Annotated in this window: 16 protein-coding genes; 10 read left to right on the top strand and 6 right to left on the bottom strand. The window is 63.9% G+C overall.

The genetic code is table 11. The features are described 5' to 3' along the window. Window positions 1–56: 56 nt before the first annotated feature. From phaC to C2L66_RS23975, 3 genes are all read right to left on the bottom strand, one after another. On the bottom strand, window positions 57–1,826 hold the full coding sequence (gene phaC, locus C2L66_RS23985; protein ID WP_060606220.1) for a class I poly(R)-hydroxyalkanoic acid synthase: 1,770 nt from the start codon (window positions 1,824–1,826) through the stop codon (window positions 57–59). Continuing rightward, window positions 1,823–2,296, bottom strand: coding sequence for a MaoC family dehydratase (locus C2L66_RS23980; protein WP_054935095.1), 474 nt, complete (start codon window positions 2,294–2,296; stop codon window positions 1,823–1,825). The genes phaC and C2L66_RS23980 overlap by 4 nt, the downstream gene beginning before the upstream one ends. Window positions 2,297–2,575: 279 nt before the next feature. Then, window positions 2,576–3,577 carry an AraC family transcriptional regulator gene (locus tag C2L66_RS23975; protein ID WP_054935094.1) on the bottom strand — a complete coding sequence of 334 codons (1,002 nt, stop codon included), beginning with the start codon at window positions 3,575–3,577 and terminating at the stop codon, window positions 2,576–2,578. Window positions 3,578–3,780: 203 nt separating this feature from the next. Here C2L66_RS23975 and C2L66_RS23970 point away from each other — a divergent pair, with 203 nt between their 5' ends. The 10 genes from C2L66_RS23970 to C2L66_RS23925 all read left to right on the top strand — a co-directional run bounded on the left by C2L66_RS23970 (window position 3,781) and on the right by C2L66_RS23925 (window position 13,342). Then, window positions 3,781–4,836, top strand: coding sequence for a beta-keto acid cleavage family enzyme (locus C2L66_RS23970; RefSeq protein ID WP_054935093.1), 1,056 nt, complete (start codon window positions 3,781–3,783; stop codon window positions 4,834–4,836). A gap of 153 nt (window positions 4,837–4,989) precedes the next feature. Continuing rightward, complete coding sequence (locus C2L66_RS23965) at window positions 4,990–6,309, top strand: MFS transporter (RefSeq protein WP_060606223.1); 1,320 nt, start codon at window positions 4,990–4,992, stop codon at window positions 6,307–6,309. Window positions 6,310–6,386: 77 nt separating this feature from the next. Further along, window positions 6,387–7,367 carry a quinone oxidoreductase family protein gene (locus tag C2L66_RS23960; RefSeq protein WP_054935091.1) on the top strand — a complete coding sequence of 327 codons (981 nt, stop codon included), beginning with the start codon at window positions 6,387–6,389 and terminating at the stop codon, window positions 7,365–7,367. A 10-nt stretch (window positions 7,368–7,377) separates the two neighbouring features. Beyond that, a complete protein-coding gene (locus C2L66_RS23955) occupies window positions 7,378–8,226 on the top strand; it encodes a TauD/TfdA dioxygenase family protein (protein ID WP_060606226.1) in 849 nt (282 codons plus the stop codon). Between the two features lie 19 nt (window positions 8,227–8,245). Further along, window positions 8,246–8,806 (top strand): RBBP9/YdeN family alpha/beta hydrolase, encoded by a 561-nt coding sequence (locus tag C2L66_RS23950; RefSeq protein ID WP_060606229.1) that lies wholly within the window; start codon window positions 8,246–8,248, stop codon window positions 8,804–8,806. 39 nt (window positions 8,807–8,845) lie between these two features. Then, a complete protein-coding gene (locus tag C2L66_RS23945) occupies window positions 8,846–9,319 on the top strand; it encodes a Rieske (2Fe-2S) protein (protein WP_060606232.1) in 474 nt (157 codons plus the stop codon). After that, window positions 9,307–10,935 carry a 3-(methylthio)propionyl-CoA ligase gene (locus C2L66_RS23940; protein ID WP_060606236.1) on the top strand — a complete coding sequence of 543 codons (1,629 nt, stop codon included), beginning with the start codon at window positions 9,307–9,309 and terminating at the stop codon, window positions 10,933–10,935. The genes C2L66_RS23945 and C2L66_RS23940 overlap by 13 nt, the downstream gene beginning before the upstream one ends. Before the next feature lie 83 nt (window positions 10,936–11,018). Next, window positions 11,019–12,164, top strand: a complete 1,146-nt coding sequence (locus C2L66_RS23935; RefSeq protein WP_054935086.1) for a porin — start codon at window positions 11,019–11,021, stop codon at window positions 12,162–12,164. Between the two features lie 30 nt (window positions 12,165–12,194). Further along, window positions 12,195–12,584, top strand: coding sequence for a BON domain-containing protein (locus C2L66_RS23930; RefSeq protein WP_060606246.1), 390 nt, complete (start codon window positions 12,195–12,197; stop codon window positions 12,582–12,584). Window positions 12,585–12,916: 332 nt separating this feature from the next. Continuing rightward, window positions 12,917–13,342: a hypothetical protein gene (locus C2L66_RS23925; protein WP_224099480.1), complete on the top strand. Its 426-nt coding sequence runs from the start codon at window positions 12,917–12,919 to the stop codon at window positions 13,340–13,342. 169 nt (window positions 13,343–13,511) lie between these two features. Here C2L66_RS23925 and C2L66_RS23920 read toward each other — a convergent pair whose 3' ends face one another. The 3 genes from C2L66_RS23920 to C2L66_RS23910 all read right to left on the bottom strand — a co-directional run bounded on the left by C2L66_RS23920 (window position 13,512) and on the right by C2L66_RS23910 (window position 17,668). Next, complete coding sequence (locus C2L66_RS23920; RefSeq protein ID WP_054935084.1) at window positions 13,512–14,429, bottom strand: DUF2950 domain-containing protein; 918 nt, start codon at window positions 14,427–14,429, stop codon at window positions 13,512–13,514. 12 nt (window positions 14,430–14,441) lie between these two features. Beyond that, entirely contained in the window at window positions 14,442–15,773 is a 1,332-nt protein-coding gene (locus tag C2L66_RS23915; protein ID WP_054935083.1) for a DUF3300 domain-containing protein, read from the bottom strand. A gap of 326 nt (window positions 15,774–16,099) precedes the next feature. After that, entirely contained in the window at window positions 16,100–17,668 is a 1,569-nt protein-coding gene (locus C2L66_RS23910; RefSeq protein WP_409372599.1) for a DUF3300 domain-containing protein, read from the bottom strand. Between the last annotated feature and the right edge of the window lie 132 nt (window positions 17,669–17,800).

Raw genomic sequence — 17,800 nt, 5'->3', positions numbered from 1 at the left:
CCAGCCGTTCTCCGTTCTGATGGCCGCAAACACAGCAGCATGGCGCGGCGACCACACTAGTCCGCGCGCACCTTCACATACCTGCCGGGCGCCGGTTCGATCGGACGGTGTTTCGCGCTTCCCAACACAGTGCGCGCTTTCACCTGCTCGCCCGCATGCTGCTTCAGCCAGACGATCCAATGGTTCCACCAGCTACCCGGCTGTTCCTCGGCGGACGCGAGCCATGCCCGGGCGTCGCTGGCCGATTCCGCGCTCGTCGCGCTCGTCCCACTCGTCCCACTCGTCCAATAGCTGCGCTTGTTCTTCGACGCGGGATTGATCACACCAGCGATATGCCCGCTGGCACCCAGCACGAATTCGACCTTGCCGCCCAACAGTTGTGTCGAGCGCCACGCGGATTGCCAGGGAACGATGTGATCGTCCCGCGTTGCGAGCAGATAGCCAGGCATGTCGATGCGCTTGAGATCGACGGCCGTGCCGCACATCGTGAGCTTGCCGGGCACGCGGAGATTGTTCTCCAGATACATGTTACGCAGATACCAGCTATACATCGGACCGGGAAGATTGGTCGTGTCCGCGTTCCAGTACAGCAGATCGAATGCGGCCGGCGTTTTGCCCTTCAGGTAGTTGTTCACGACGTACGGCCAGATCAGATCGTTGGCGCGTAGCGTCTGAAAGGTGAAGCCGAGCTCACGCCCCGGATACAGCCCGCCGCGGCCGATCGTCTGCTCGCGCATCGCGACACCCGCCTCGTCGATGAACACGCCGAGGTCGCCCGGTTCGCTGAAGTCGAGCAACGACGTCAGCAAGGTCACACTGGCTACCGACTCGTCGCCATTGGCGCGCATCACAGCCAGTGCGGACGATAGCATCGTCCCGCCGACGCACCAGCCCAAGGCATTGACCTTATCGGCGCGACTGATGGCGCGCGCGACTTCGATGGCCTTCATCACACCCTGTTCGAGGTAATCGTCCCAGCCGGTATGTGCCGTCTGTGCGTCCACGTTGCGCCACGAGACCATGAACACGGTGAGCCCGTGGTCATTGGCGAAGCGCACAAAGGAGTTCTCGGGTTGCAGGTCCAGAATGTAGAACTTGTTGATGCAAGGTGGGACGATCACGAGCGGGCGCCGCGCGACCGTTGGCGTGAGCGGTGCGTACTGGATCAGCTGGAACAGATCGTTCTCGAACACCACCGACCCTGCGGACACCGCAACGCTGCGGCCCACTTCGAACGCACTCTGGTCAGTGATCGAAATGCTGCCTCGCTTCACATCCTCCAGCAGATGCGTGAGGCCCGCCAGCAGACTGCTGCCGCTGGTTTCGAGCGCACGCCGGATCACTTCGGGATTGGTCGCAGCAAAATTCGAAGGACTCGCAAGGTCGATGAATTGCCGCATGAAAAAACGGAGCTTGTGTTTTTCCTTCTCGTTCAACGCGCTCGCCTCGGTCAGGTCTTCGAGCATCTGCGCGTTGATCAGATAGTTTTCCTTCAGAAAGCTGAACCAGCCATTTGCGGACCATTCTTCGGCACGAAAGCGCCCGTCGCCACGCGCTGGCTTCACGGCAGCACCCGTGCCCGGGTGTGCGCCGGGCACGCGAGAAAAGACGCCGTGCCAAAGCGCTGTTTGCTGTTGCCAGTATCGGGTTTGGGCACGCATCATGATGTTGCGCGCACCGGGCGTGACGGGATGGATGTCGTTGCCGTCGGCGTCCGTTACGGTCGTTCCGGGACGCTCCGTCAGCGGCATGCCGCGCCAGAAATCGAAACCGGCATCGAGCCAGCCTTTGGCAAACTCATCCGGGATGCTAAATAACCTGTTCATTTCGATCCCCGGCCTGAAAGATCCGTGGATGCCACAGCCAGGCCGCGGCGCGAAGTGGGCATGACGAGCGCGTCGCCTTCTATCACGACCTTGCCGCCGACCGTGCAGATCGTCGACATCACCACGCGGCGTTTTTCCGGTATCAGTTCCTTGATGGTCACTTCGGCATGCACTGTGTCGCCTGGGCGAACGGGGGCTTTGAAGCGGAGGTTCTGTCCAAGATAGACGGTGCCTGGACCCGGCATCCGGCCGGCAATCGCCGCGGAGATGATGCTCGCCGTGAGCATGCCGTGCGCGATGCGCCCCTTGAAGGGCGTCGTCTGCGCAAATTGCTCGTTGATGTGAACCGCGTTCATGTCGCCCGACGCACCAGCGAACAACAGAATGTCGGCTTCCGTGATGGTCTTGGCAAAGCTGGCGCTCATGCCAGGTTGCAGGTCTTCGTAGTCGTATCCGTTCAGTTCGTTCATGCGCTTGTCCAGTTGCCGGGGCGTGCATTCCCCGCTTTCATCGTGTCTCGCACGTCATGGAACGGCGTCGGCCAGTGGGTCCGAGCCGTCTGTCGTGCTCGACATCGTACTGTCAGCGCCTGTTCATGCCGGTGTCGAAATCTGCCGTTGCAGTGACAAAGCAGGCCATGCTGACCTTCGCGGCAAAGCGGGACGGTCGCGCGCGGGCGCGCGCCAGTATGTCGAGAGCGATACGCCGGATGGAAGCCGGCGTGCGTGATGACGGCGTCAGCCGTATCGTCATTTCGACCGGCTGTTTCGCCAGTCGCGCGGCGTCATATGAAATTGCGAAGTGAACCACTTCGTGAACGAGCCTTGCTGCGAGTAGCCCAGCAGTGCCGAAACCCGGCCGATCGGATAACGTGGATTGCTCATATAGCGCACGGCCAGTTCGCGCCGGACTTCCTCGACCAGCGTCGAGAAGCTGGTCTGCGCCGATTCGAGCTGCCGCTGCATGGTGCGCACGCTCAGGCCCAATTGCCGCGAAACCAGCTCGACCGTGGCTTGCTCGATCGGCAGCAGCAGGTAGATCGCCTTGCGCACTTCGAGCGCAGCCGAGTCGGCATTCGCCGCGTTCAGCGGCGTGGCGAGGCTTTCAGCGTATCGCACCAGTTCTGGATCGGCGGCAGGGTTCGGGTAGTCGAGATCGGCCGCCGCGCAAACGAAGCCGTTGAAGTCGCTGCCGAACTGCAGTGAACAGCCGAAGAACCTTCGATGAAAGGTCAGGTCGGCAGGTCCGGCATGAGTGAAGTGAACGGTGCGCGGCTTCCAGTGGTCGCCGAGCAGAGCGCTGGCATGGCGCGCCAGTACGCCGACCGCCAGCTCGATTGCCTGCTTTGTCGGGGTGCCCGGTTCAACGACGAGTTCCTCCCGGATGGTGACCGTGTCGCCCGCGTTCTCGACGTAGACGGCCAGCGCTTCGTTGAGCAGGTGCCGGTATTCGGCTGCCGCGAGCAACACTTCGCGCAACGTGCGCTTGTGGGCGAGCAGGACGTTGACCACGCCCGTGCCGAACTTCTGGCGGGTTTCCGCCATTTGCAGGGCGAAGGTCGGGCAAGAGGCCTTGTCGGCCGTCAGTTCGATGAGCCGGCAGCATGCAGCGGCGGGCACGCGATCGTCCAGATTGGCGAGCGCGGCCGCATCGATCCCGACCTGCTGCGCGAGTTCGATCGGGTTCAGTCCGAGCCGCCGTGTCACATCGAAATAGCCGCCCATCGCTACCGATCGCAGCATCGTTTCCATCGCTACTCCCGCTTGAACGTGCAGGCTGCCAGTTCGCATCTGCCACAGGCCAGGGTTTTCACGCAGTGGCATGCAACGCTAAAACAATGGCGCCCAATCACAAAAGTGTAGCGCGTGATTCCCGTACTGTGCGGATAACGGTCAGGTGTTGTTGCAGATGCGATGCGACACCGAAAACCATCACCCCGCACTGGAGAACCAAGATGCAGTTTCTCGACGATTCGCTCCACCCGGAGAACCAGGACAAGGTCGTCATCACCACCGCCCCGTATGGTCCGGAGTGGATGCCCGATGACTTCCCCGAAGACATTCCGGTGACGATGGAGCAACAGGTCCAGAAGGCCGTCGATTGCTATAACGCCGGTGCCACGGTGCTTCACCTGCACGTGCGCGAACTGGACGGCAAGGGTTCGAAGCGTCTGTCGAAGTTCAACGAACTGATCGCGGGCGTGCGTTCCGCCGTGCCCGACATGATCATCCAGGTGGGTGGCTCGATATCGTTCGCACCGGAAGACGACGGACAGGCCGCGAAGTGGCTCTCCGACGATACGCGTCACATGCTCGCCGATCTCGACCCGAAACCGGACCAGGTGACGGTCGCGATCAACACGACGCAAATGAACATCATGGAGCTGCTTTATCCGGAGTACCTGGCAGGCACGTCGCTGTCGAACCCCGCGTTCATGGCTGCCTACAGCGAGATGACCGTGCCTGCGGGCCCGGCATGGGTCGAGGAACATCTGCGCCGCCTGCAGGCATCGGGCATTCAGCCGCACTTCCAGCTCACGGGCATCCACGCGCTCGAAACGCTCGAGCGTCTGGTGCGCAAGGGCGTCTACAAGGGTCCGCTGAACCTGACGTGGATCGGCATCGGCGGCGGCTTCGACGGTCCGAATCCGTTCAATTTCTTCAACTTCGTGCATCGCGCGCCGGATGGCTGCACGCTCACTGCCGAGTCGTTGCTGAAGAACGTGTTGCCGTTCAACATGATGGCAATGGCGATGGGCCTGCATCCTCGCTGCGGTATCGAAGACACGATCATCGACCAGCACGGCAACCGCTTCACGTCGGTGCAGCAGATCGAGCAGTGCGTGCGTGTGGCGCGCGAACTCGGGCGCGACATCGCCACCGGCAAGGAGGCACGCGAGATCTACCGCATCGGCGTGCAGTACGAGACGGCCGATGAGACGCTCGCTGCCAACGGCATGGCGCCGAACCGCGAGGCGGGCGTCAGGAACTTGCCGCTGCGCGCGGCGTGACGGGTGGGCGTGCAACCCAGATGTCGCTTGTCGCGGCCTTCGAAGGTCGGGTTCCCCGGCTAGCGCCGGGGAACGAACTGCGATATTCATAACCGGTCGCCGTGACCTGCGGGCAGAGGCGGCCGCCATCAAGCGGGACGAAGGAGACACATCATGCTCATGCAGCATGCCGAGCCCACGGCGGGCAATGTTGCCGCCACACAAACGGATGTGCGCGGCTATGCGTGGATCGTATTTGCCCTGACGGTCGGGCTGCTGCTCTCCGACTACATGTCGCGGCAAGTGCTGAATGCCGTGTTTCCGCTGCTCAAGGCCGCGTGGGGCCTTTCGGATACCCGGCTGGGCTCGCTTAGCAGCGTGGTCGCGCTGATGGTCGGCGTGCTGACCTTTCCGCTGTCGGTGCTTGCCGATCGCTGGGGCCGCGTGAAAAGCATTGTCCTGATGGCGGCGATGTGGAGTCTCGCGACGCTGGGCTGCGCGATCTCGACGAACTACGGCGAGATGCTGCTGGCGCGGGCGTTCGTCGGTATCGGCGAGGCTGCCTATGGCAGTGTCGGGATCGCAGTGGTCCTGAGCATTTTCCCCGCACGGCTGCGCGCCACGCTGACGGGCACGTTCATGGCGGGTGGCGCGTTCGGCTCGGTGCTGGGCATGGCTCTCGGCGGCGCGGTCGCGGCCCAGATGGGCTGGCGCATGGCGTTCGGCGCGATGGCGGCGCTGGGGATCGTGCTGGTGATCGTCTACCGGCTGGTCGTTACCGAAAAGCGTCTCGCCCGGCTGCAGCCGGCAAGCCTGAACAAGGCGGAAGGGCTCGGCGTGCGGATGAGCCTGCGCGCGTTGATGAAGGGGCTGTTCTCGACGAAGTCCGTCGTGTGCGCCTATGTCGGCAGCGGTATCCATCTGCTGGTTCCCGCCGCTGTCTGGGCGTGGATGCCGAGCTTCCTGAATCGCTACTACGGCATGCCCACCGGCAAGGCTGCAACGAGCGCGGCAGTGTTCGTGCTGGTGACGGGCGTCGGCATGGTAGTGTGCGGCGCGCTCGCGGACCGCCTCAGCAAGCAGGGACGCGAACGCAAGTGGGCCGCCGCGATCGCCTTTTGCCTCGTGTGCTTCACGCTGCTCGCGATCGGCTTTCGGATGCCCGCGGGTCCGCTGCAACTGATCGTGATCGGTGTCGGCATGTTTTTCTGCGCAGGCGCGAGCGGTCCGTCGGGTGCGATGGTGGCCAACCTCACGCCGCCGTCGATCCACGCCTCGGCATTTGCGACCCTGACGCTCGCGAACAACCTGCTGGGTCTGGCGCCCGCCGCAGTGCTCACGGGCGTCATGGCCGACCGGCTCGGACTGCTTGGCGCATTGCAACTCGTGCCGTTTGCGCCGCTCGTCGCCGCGATTGCATTCTTTATCGGCAAGCGGAATTACGCTCGCGACCTCGATCGTCTCAATACGCTGCGTGAAGAAGCCGCACGCTGATTGATCGATGGCAGCGCGTGCGTGATGACGCAGGCAAGAAACGATGTGTAGTTTGAGTAATGAACAGGAGATTCAACATGGCAAAGGCAGTGCGCTTCCATGAAACGGGTGGTCCCGAAGTCTTGCGCTACGAGGACGTGGAAGTGGGCGACCCCGGCCCAGGACAGGTCCGCCTGCGTCACGAGGCAGTGGGTCTGAATTTCGCCGACACGTATTTCCGCAGCGGCCTCTATCCCGTCCCACTCCCTGCAGGCATGGGCGTCGAGGCGGCGGGCGTGGTCGAATCGATTGGCCCGGATGTGACGAACGTCGCGGTGGGCGATCGCGTGACCTACACCGGCTTCGTCAATACGCTCGGCGCCTATAGCACCGAACGCCTCGTTCCCGCCGGTCCGCTCATCAAGCTGCCCGATGCGATCTCCAGCGAAACGGCGGCTGGCATGACCATGCGCGGCCTGACGGCGGCGTATCTGATGCGCCGTATCTACGGCTTCAAGCCGGGCGACGTCATCCTGCTGCACGCGGCTGCGGGTGGCGTTGGGCTGATCGTGTCGCAATGGGCGAAGCTGCTGGGCCTGACCGTGATCGGCACGGTTTCGACGGAAGCCAAGGGCGAGGTTGCCCGTGCGCATGGCTGCGACCATATCGTCTACTACGGCCGGGAGAACGTCGCGAAGCGCGTGCGCGAACTCACGGACGGCGTGGGCGTGAACGTGGTGTTCGACAGCGTCGGCAAGGATACCTTCGAGGCTTCGCTCGATTCGCTCAAGCGTCGCGGTCTGATGGTCTGCGTCGGCACGGCTTCGGGTCCGATTCCGCCGCTCAATCCGCAGATGCTGGCGGTGAAAGGCTCGCTCTATCTGACGCGCCCGGCGCTGGCCGACTATATCGCCGATCCGGTCGAAAAGAACGAACTGGCAGGCGAAATCTTCGGGCATATCGCCGCGGGCCGGATCAGGATCGAACTCAACCAGCGTTACGCACTCGAGGACGCAGCGCAAGCGCACCGCGACCTGGAAGCGCGCAAGACGACCGGCTCGTCGGTCTTCGTCATCTGAGGAACAAGTCATGCGAGTCGAACCCTTGACGTGCACGATCGGCGCCGAACTGACGGGCGTGCAGCTCGCCGATGCGATCCACGATGACGGCCTGTTCGCGCAGATCCGCGCGGCGCTGCTGACACACCGCGTGATCTTCCTGCGCGACCAGGACATCACGCGCGCCCAGCATGTGGCGTTCGCGCGGCGCTTCGGCGAACTGGAAGATCATCCCGTCGCAGGCAGCGACCCGGATCATCCCGGCCTCGTGCGCATCTACAAGAATCCGGAGCAGCCCAACGACCGCTACGAGAACGCGTGGCATGCCGACGCCACTTGGCGGGAAGCGCCGCAGTTCGGCGCGGTGCTGCGCTGCGTGGAGTGTCCGCCCGTGGGCGGCGACACGATGTGGGCGAACATGGTCCTCGCCTATGAGAACCTGCCCGAGCACATCAAGACGCAGATCGCGGACTTGCGTGCCCGGCATAGCATCGAGGCGAGTTTCGGCGCGGCGATGCCCGTCGAGAAACGCCTCGCACTGAAGGCGCAGTTCCCGGACGCGGAGCACCCGGTGGTGCGCACGCACCCGGAAACGGGCGAGAAGGTGTTGTTCGTGAACGCCTTCACCACGCATTTCACCAACTATCACACGGCGGCGCGGGTGCGCTTCGGACAGGACGCGAATCCCGGCGCGGGCGATCTGCTGCGCTATCTGATCAGCCAGGCGTACATACCCGAATACCAGGTGCGCTGGCGCTGGAAACCGAACAGCATCGCTATCTGGGACAACCGCAGCACGCAACACTATGCGGTGATGGACTACCCGCCGAGCCATCGCAAGATGGAGCGTGCGGGGATCATCGGCGACAAGCCGTATTGACGGGAAAGGCAAGCTTGTCATGACTCCCGTTTTCACACCCACCGTTCTGATCGTGCCGGGCTTGCGCGATCACGTCGCCGGGCATTGGCAAACGCTGCTCGCGCAGACGCTGCCGAACGCGGCTTGCGTGCCGCCGCTCGAACACGACGGGCTCAGTTGCGCGGCGCGTGTCGCGGCACTCGATGCGGCGCTCGCGAAGATCGATGGCCCGGTCATTCTGGTCGCACATAGCGCGGGCGTGATGATCACGGTGCATTGGGCGAGGCAGCACGACCGCAAGATTCACGGCGCGCTGCTCGCCGCGCCTGCCGACCTCGAAACGCCGCTGCCGGCCGGCTATCCGGGTTTCGATGTGCTCGCAGCGAACGGCTGGCATCCCATTCCGCGCGAACGGCTGCCGTTTCCGAGCATCGTCGGTGCGAGCCGTAACGATCCGCTCGCGCAGTTCGAGCGTGTGCAAGGGATGGCGTGTGACTGGGGCAGCCGTCTCGTCGATCTCGGCGAAGTCGGCCATCTCAATCCCGCTGCGGGCTTTGGAGAATGGCCGCGGGCGACGACGCTGATCGGCGAGTTGCTCTGATCTGACTGTCACCTCATTTGGCAAGGAAAGGAGCCTGCGATGTCACGTCAGGTAGGGATCGGTGTTGCCGGCGAAATCGGGCCGGGCCAGCGCAAGCGGGTATTCGTCGACGGTCGCTGCATCGTGGTCTTCAACGTCGACGGCGCGATTTACGCGATCGACGACTCGTGCCCGCACAACGGCGCGTCGCTCGGGAATGGGCAGATGGAAGGGTCCATGCTGCGCTGTCCCGCACACGGCCTGCGCTTCGATCTGCGCACGGGATGCACGCCCGGCGCGGGCAGCTTGAGGCTCACCGCGTTTGCTGTCGCGACGGTCGGTTCGAAGCTGGTCCTGAATCTCGACGAACAGGGCGCGGCGCCGGTGGACGGCACAGACGGCACAGACGGCACAGACGGTACAGACGGTACAGACGGTACAGACGGTACAGACGGTACAGACGGCAAGGCAGCAGGGCAACCGGAAGCGCGGCAATGCGCGACCAGACAGGAGAAGCAACAATGCAAGGTTTGATGATGCAGCAGCCGCTGCTGGTGGCGTCGCTGCTGACGCACGCGGAACGCCATCACGGCGGGCGGGAGATCGTGTCGCGACGCGTCGAAGGCGATATTCACCGCTATTCGTACCGGGATCTGGCGCAACGCGCGCGCCGCATGGCCAATGCGCTGGCGGCTCTCGACGTCGGGCATGGCGAGCGGGTTGCGACGCTCGCGTGGAATGGCTATCGCCATATGGAGCTTTACTTCGCCGTGTCGGGCTCCGGCGCCGTGTTGCATACGCTCAACCCGCGGCTGCATGTCGATCAGCTCGCCTACATCATCGAGCACGCGCAGGATCGCGTGGTGTTCTTCGACCTCACGTTCCTGCCGTTGATCGAGAGCGTCGCGCCGCGCGTGAAAAGCCCGAAGCTCTTCGTCGCGATGACCGATCGGGCGCACATGCCGCAAACGCACGGCCTGTCCACGATGCTGTTGTGCTACGAAGACCTCGTCGATCTTCACGACGATGTGTTCGAATGGCCATTGCTCGACGAAAACAGCGCCTCGTCGCTGTGCTACACGTCGGGCACCACGGGCAACCCGAAAGGCGTGCTGTACAGCCACCGCTCGACCGTGCTGCACACCTATGCGGCGGCGTTGCCCGATTCGCTCAACTGCTCGGCGCGCGATGCGATTCTCCCCGTCGTGCCGATGTTCCATGTGAACGCGTGGGGATTGCCGTATATCGCGTGCATGGTCGGCGCGAAGCTGGTGTTTCCGGGCCCGGCGCTCGACGGTCAATCCCTCTACGAACTGATCGAAGCCGAGCAGGTCACGCTGTCGGCGGGTGTGCCGACGGTCTGGCAGGGTCTGCTCGCACACGTCGACGCGATCAAGGGCGCGTTCTCGCACATGAGGCGCACGATCGTCGGCGGCGCTGCGTGTTCGACGGCGATGACGGCGGCGTTCAGGGAGTCGCATCGCGTCGAGGTCCTGCACGCCTGGGGCATGACGGAATTGAGCCCGGTCGGCACGGTCTGCAGCCTCAAGGCGCATCAGCTCTCGCTGCCTGGCTGCAAGCGTTACGAGGTGCAGGCGAAGCAGGGGCGCGCGGTGTTCGGCATCGACATGAAGATCGTCGATGCGGATGGCGCCGCGTTGCCGTGGGACGGCGTCGCGGCGGGCGATCTGCTGGTGCGGGGCCCATGGGTCGCGCGGGAGTACTTTGGCAGCGAAGGGCAGCCGCCGCTGCGCGACGGCTGGTTTCCGACGGGCGATATCGCAAGGATCGACGCCGACGGTTTCATGCAGATCACCGATCGCAGCAAGGACGTCATCAAGTCGGGCGGGGAATGGATCAGTTCGACCGACATCGAAAACGTCGCGTGCCTGCATCCCGACGTCGCGACTGCCGTCTGCATTGCCGCGCGCCATGTGAAGTGGGACGAACGGCCGTTGCTGCTGGTCGTGAAAAAGCCGGGAAGCGGGCTGGACGCGAACGGACTGCTCGCGTTCCTCGACGGGCGCGTGGCGCGCTGGTGGAAACCCGACGCGGTGGTGTTCATCGATACCGTGCCCGTCGGCGCGACGGGCAAAGTGCTCAAGAACCAGCTGAGAGATCGGTTCGCAGACTATTACCTGACGGCCTGACACGCGACGCGGCGCGGTACGCGTACTTTCAATCAAGAAACGACCGGGAACATCCCGGCATGTATGGAACCAGAGGAGACGGAATGAAACTGAAGTCATGCTGCGCTGCTGCGCTGGCGGTTTTCGCCACGGCAGCCCATGCGCAATCGTCGGTGACGCTGTATGGCGTGATCGACACCGGGATGCTGTATCAGAGCACGTCGGCGGCGACCTTTCAGCCGCATGCGCCGAACCTTGGCCACGTTTATCAGCTCAAGGACGGCGGTATCTACGCCAGCTTCTGGGGGCTCAAGGGAAGCGAGGATCTCGGCGGCGGCTACAAGATCAACTTCAAGCTGCAGGGCGTGTTCAATTCCACGAACGGCAAGTTCGGTCTCGCCGATACGCCGGGCACGACGGCGATCTTCAACCAGTTTGCGACGGTCGGGGTAGCCGGGCCATTCGGCACGTTCGACGCCGGGCGGCAGATCATCCCGATGATCTACGCGATGGCCGAAACCGACGTGCGCGGCGCGCAGTATTTCGGCAGTATCCTGACTGCGTGGCTGGGCATGAATCAGGCGGCCGGCTGGCCCGGCACGAGTACCAACGCGCCGATCGGCGCCCTGTATGACAGCAACGCGCTCGTCTACAATTCGCCGAAATTCTATGGGGCCTCGGTTGCGCTGGAGTATGCGCCGGGCGGCGTCGGCGGTCAGTTCCAGGGCGGCACGCGTGAATCCGCCGTGCTCAAGTATTCGAACTACGGTCTGAACCTGTCTGCCGTGTACTACAACGGACACGACACGAACCCGTTCCCGCTGACCTATCCGGCCGCGCCCGCCGTGCCCGCGACAGGTCTTGCCAATAACCGTTTCTACTACTTCGGCGCGATGTACACGATCAGCGGGTTTTCGCTATCCGCGTCTTACGGCGTCGGCAAGAATCCAGCGAAGAGCAACACCGCCGACTTCGAAATGATATCGGGCGGTCTTGGCTACCAGTTCAATCCTCGCTTCAAGGTCACGTCCGGCTACTACTACCTGAAAGACCGGAACCATTCAGCGAACCACTCGAGCGAATTTGCAGTGGGCGCCGAATACAGCCTGTCGCAGAGGACCAGGGCTTACGCGCAGGTCGGCTATGTCGACAACAAGGGGACCATGAACCAGACGATTATCTACGGCGCGCCGGTTGCGCCGGGAGAGTCGACCACTGCGGCGATGATCGGCATTCGCCATACGTTCTGAGTCCGCCACGGAGATCAACGGGAGTATTCGATGAAAAGCAATTACGTAGTTCAACTGGCCGTCGTGGCATCGCTCGTCGCAGCATCCATGAGTGCCTGGTGCCAGTCGGGGCAGCCGGCGAAGGCGCCCGCCAGCGTACCGGGCACATCCGCGACGACGGCGTCCGGTGCGGCTGCACCCGCAACAGGCAGGAAAGCGGATCGGGCGCTGCGCCGGAAGGTGTATGCCGCCATCGGGAAGCAGAAGGAGATCAGCGCCGGGGATATCAGCGTCACGGCGAAAGACGGCGCGATAACGTTGAACGGCTCGGTGGCCGATGCGTCGCAGATCGACAAGGTCGTGGAGATCGCCAAAGGCGTTCCGGGCGTGACGTCGGTGACCAACAAACTGGTCGTGAAGAAGCCTTTCGGCGGGATGTAGGCAAACGCTGGCGGCGGCGTGCGGGTTGCTCTTCGTCGCCGTGGCCTCGCATCACGACATCAGGCGGGCAAGTTCTGTCGTGAACGGCTGCGCCGAAGAGCGAGCATTACGCGCTGCCGTCGGATCGCGGTCGAACACGCGCGGCATCATGATGTCAGCGTCAACCGTAGTATCTGACGCTGTTTCTTGAATGCATCGGCAACCTGCGGAAGGGGAGCTATGCTTTACTTTCAGTCGTAGCTATCTGAATGTCGATGTCAGGTTCAAGCGGCGACGGCATTCGCGTGCGTATGTGCATTGCTGATCGCCGTATCCGGTCGAGGGGAATCGCGATGACGCCATGGAGCAAACGGTACTTTCACGCAGACTCGGGAAACGCCGTCGGGCCCGGGCCCGCGGCTCGCGAACGTTTCGACGTCGCGCGCATCCTGCGCATCGGCCTTTGGGCGTTCCTGCTGCCGCTGGCGGGATGTCCCTACTACGCGGCGCCGCCAGGAACCGTCGTGATGACGCCAGCCAGCTACGATCGGTCGTTTGCCGCTGCGTCGGGCGCCATGCATGACGAGGGCGTGACGGTCACCGTCCAGGACCCGGGCAGCGGCAACGTCGTCGGCACGCTCGATGGCAGCACCGTGACGGCGAGCGTACGCCAGCAAGCCGACGGCAGCGTGGTCGTGCAGTTCAACTCACGCGACGCGCGTGACCCCACGCTGCTCGACCGCATTTCGCGCAGCTACGATCGGCGCATGGGGCGCTGAGGGTCTTGCGCCTCGGCATGACGGCCTCTCGTATCGCTCTCGTATCGCTCTCGTATCGCCTTACTGGTCGTCGCACTGGCGACCGCGACGTTGGCGGCAATGAGCGTAGAAAGACGCCGGCTGCCGCCACGGGGTCACGCGGCACACCAATCGGCTGGCCTGCGTCTTTTCAAGGCTGCACCTTCGCCCAGCCGGGTCCGGGATCGAACGAGGAAATCGCCTTCGCCTTCGCCGCGCTATCGGGACCGAGATCGCGTTCGTAGACCTGGCCTGCATGGCTGACCATGAAGCTCTTGATGCCCGTGTCGCCGTAGCGCACGGGCCATGCGAGAACGGCGAAGCCACCGAACAGCTTGCCATGCGCGACATAGTCGTAGGCACCGCCCGGCGCATGCGGACCTTGCGACGTCAGCAGCTTGTAGTGGTAGCCGTGGTATCCGGCATCCGCGGCGTGGCGAGTGGCCGCCTGCACGAAAGCCGGGCCGAGCGGACTAGGAGGCGCGTCGGGCTCGGTCGGCCAGTAGAGGCCGTCGTGCTTTCCCGGCGAACTCGACAGTTTCGACGCATACCTGAGCAGGCCGACTCCATCGTGATCGGTGAGGGCATATTCGCGCTGCGCGTCGTAGATCGCGAGCATCGTCTGAATGACGGCGAGTTCGTTTCGGCCGATGCGCCGCAAGCGCATTTCCTCCGCGCCCGCCTGCATGTCGAAGTGCCATCCTTTCGCACCCTTCACGAGTGGAACAGGAAACGTCCACCCGTCGTTGCCGACGGTAATACGGGCGTGATTGTCGCCGGTCTGCTCGACCTGGTGCGCCTTGCCCCATTCGTCGAGGAAGCGGCTGCGGATGTCGGCGCCGACGGGCGGAATCAGATCGCGAAAGTCGCGCCCGAAAATGGATTGCAGTGTCGCCTCGTCGTTGTTCGTGACGGCTTCGCCGAATGCGTTCATCGCGGCATCGGGCGTGTTGAAGTCCTTCTCGGCGTGCGCCGCCGTCAATGTGGCGAAACACAGTGCACAGCCAACGGCAAAGGTGCGCACGATGCCCGCAAGCCATGCCGGACGAAATCTTGAGGTGGATTTCATGCTCGTGTCTCCCTAGCGTCTTCCGCCGCGCCCGCCACCCGCTCGCATGCCGCCGCCGGCCGGGCGGCTGAAGCCCGAGCCCTGCATGCTGGAGCGTCCCCGGTCATAGCTGCGTTGCGTGGCGCCGCCTGCGCCTACGCCCTGAAATGCGTTGTCGCGGCCGCCGCTGACGCCGCCACCGCCACCCACGCGATCGCTGGCGCGCGAAAAGTCGCTGGTGCCCGCGCGGTTCGCGCCGCCGCCGAAATTGCCGCCAGCGGATCTGTCAACGCCCCCCACGCCACCCCGGTCCCCTGTCCGATCGCCCGCCCGATCGCCCGTCCGATCTCCCAGATTCGAGCGGTCCGCGACCGATGCGCGATTGCCTGCGTTCCCCCGGTCGGCTGTATTGGCGCGTCCACCTGCGCCCGCGTCACGCCCGCGGAAATCATTGCGTCCCTCGGCGCCCCCGACATTGCGCGAATACTTCTCACGGGTCGCATTGTCGCGATACGCCACGCCCTGGCGATGACTGCCGTCGTGTTGCCAGCGTCCACCTTCCACCTTGGTGCGGTCGAAGTTACGATCGATGTTCGCGGCCTTGTTGACGTTGATGTTGACGTCGCCGCCGCCCCAGTTGCAGTTGCTGAAGATCGCACCTGCCGCGGCGAGCCCGATGCCCCATGCGAACCCCGTCATCAGCGCCGCGCCCGGATAGTAGGCCGGGTAGGGCGGCCAGTAGGTCGGTGGATAGGCGGGATAACTCCAGGCACCGTAGACGACGGTCGGGTTGTAGGCGGGCACGTAGATTACCTGCGGATTCGCGGGCTCGATCTTCACGATGGTCTGGCCACCCGCAGGTGCCGGTTCGACGACCACGTTCTGCTGTTCGTTCGACTTGAGGTTGCCCGAGTCTTTCGCGCGGGCGCGCAGTCGCTGCACGGCGGCGAACACTTCCTTTTGTTGCGCGAGAAATGCGTCGCCGAGTTTCTGGGTCCAGTCGAGCTTGTCATTCATCGGTTCGAGAATCTGTGGGAACGCGACGAGCGATTTCACGCTGACATCCCACGGCTGGTTTTCGACGGCCTTCACGGCAGCGTCGCCCTTGACGTTGGGATTGGCCTTGACCCAGCGTGCCGCGTGCACGATCTCCAGCGGATAGGTCGATGCCATCAATACCTGCGACAGCACGGAATCGGGATACAGCGCGATCGGCGCGACCAGCGCCTCGATTTCCTCCGGCTTGAATGCTTCGGCAGGCGCAGGCTGCTCGTTTTGGGCACGTGCGGAGCCCGCTCCGAGCGCCAGCACGACAAGCAGCCAAAGACACGTGGCTTTGGCCCGTCGTAGATTCCACGAGGACATGGCCGCTCCTTCAGACTGGATGACAGGAACTTCGACGAACGGTCCTGTTGCGACTGATGGCAGATTGCACAATGGCTTGCGGATATTGCGGCGTCTTCTCAATATGATGTTAGAACATCTATCGGCGCTTGCGATGCAAATAGTCAGTGCTTCCGGGCGCAGGGCAAACTGGGCGGCGATTGACGACGGCGCTGGCGTGCCTGACATCTCTGCTTCGCGACGGGTTCATGCTTCATCGCATCCGATCAGTAGACGAAGCGTAACGGCTCACCGCTCGTGAACCGGGGTAGCGATATGTTTTCGGTAAGGGGCTGTCACGCGACGAACTAGCGCCGGCCGCCGCGTGCGCCTCCGCCTCCGCCGCCTCGGGCTGCGCCGCTCCCGCGGTTGAAGTTCGAAGACTGCGCGCTCGCGTGCCCGCGATTGAAGTCCCGCTGCGTCGCCGCCGCGCCCCCGCCGACACCCTGGAATGCCGAGTCGCGGCCGCCGCCCGCGTACCCGCCTGCGCCGCCGTAACCGGTTTGCGCGCTCGACGAGCGCGCGCGAGTGGGCGTTTGCGCTCCATGGCTCGCCGTCGGCGTGCGATTGGACAGTTGTGCGCGGTCGCCGGTTGCAGCGCCGCGGTTGGCCGTCTGTGCGCGATTGTTGACGCCAGCGGTCCTGTTGGACGTCTGGGCCCGGTTGCCGGCTGTGGTGCTTCGAGCCGCCTTGTCGGCCCGGTTGCCGGCGCCCGCGTTGCGGCCCGCACGGTTGGCCGTCGTCACATTGTTCTGACGATCCGCGCGATTTGCGGCTTCGGCCCGATTGGCGACCCCCGCACGCTCCGTAGCGCCGCCGGTGCGGCCGCGATAGTCGCGTCGCGCGTCGGCGCCCTGCACACCGTTCGCGTACCGGTTGCGAGTCGCATTGTCACGATAGGCGACACCCTGACGATGCCCCGCATCGTGTTTCCATTTGCCGCCCTCCACCTTGGTGCGGTCGAAGTTGCGGTCGATGTTGGCGGCCTTGTTCACGTTGATGTTGACGTCGCCGCCGCCCCAGTTGCAGTTGCTGAAGATCGCGCCTGCCGCAGCGATACCGAGCCCCCACGCGAATCCGCTCGCGAGCGCGGCGCCGGGATAATAGGCGGGATACGGCGGCCAGTAGGTGGGCGGATAGGCGGGAGCGCTCCAGCCGCCGTAGACGACGGTCGGGTTGTAGGAGGGCACGTAGACGACCTGGGGATTGGATGGCTCGATGCGCACGATGGTTTGTTGCGCCGGCACGGGCTGGCCGTTCGCACTCGGGGCGGGTGCTTCGACAATGACCTTCTGTTGTTCGTTAGACGCCAGATGTCCGGCTTTTTGCGCACGTATCCTCAAGCGCTGCACAGCGTCGAGCACGTCCTTTTCATTTGCGAGGAATGCATCGCCAAGCCTCTGCGTCCAGTCGAGCTTGTCATTCATCGGTACAAGAACCTGCGGAAAAGCCACCAGCGACTTGACGCTGACGTCCCATGGCTGGTCTTGCACTGCTTGCACGGCAGCGTCGCCCTTCAGGTCCTTGTGCGTCTTCACCCAGCGGGCAGCGTGCACGATCTCGAGCGGATATGTCGACGCCATCAGGACTTGCGATAGCAGCGAGTCGGGATAGAGCGCGATCGGTGCGACCAACGCCTCGATTTCTTCCGGCGGGAATGGCTGGGCCTGAGGCTGCGGCACGGAGGCCGCGAGCGGCGCCGACGCCACGGCCGCGATCGAGGCCGTGGCGGGAGCAGAAGCTGGTGCGGAGGCTGGCGCGGAAGCAGGCGCCGAAGCGGCTTGCGTCTGGGTCTGCTGCTCCTGCTGTTTCGATGGACAGCCCGCCAACAGGACGACGAGGCTGCTGCTCAACAGTCGTGTAATCCTTATCGACATGGCCACCCCTGTTTATCCGTCAGGCGGCGTCTACCGCACAAGGCCGCATGAGAAGCAGATGAGTCCGCTGACCAGTAGAGATTGATGCGACGCTGCACGACGAGCCGATGATGATTTACTCATTAGATTAGT

The organism is Paraburkholderia caribensis (assembly GCF_002902945.1).
Taxonomy (GTDB): Bacteria; Pseudomonadota; Gammaproteobacteria; order Burkholderiales; family Burkholderiaceae; genus Paraburkholderia; species Paraburkholderia caribensis.
This window is presented reverse-complemented; position numbering and strand designations above follow the sequence as displayed.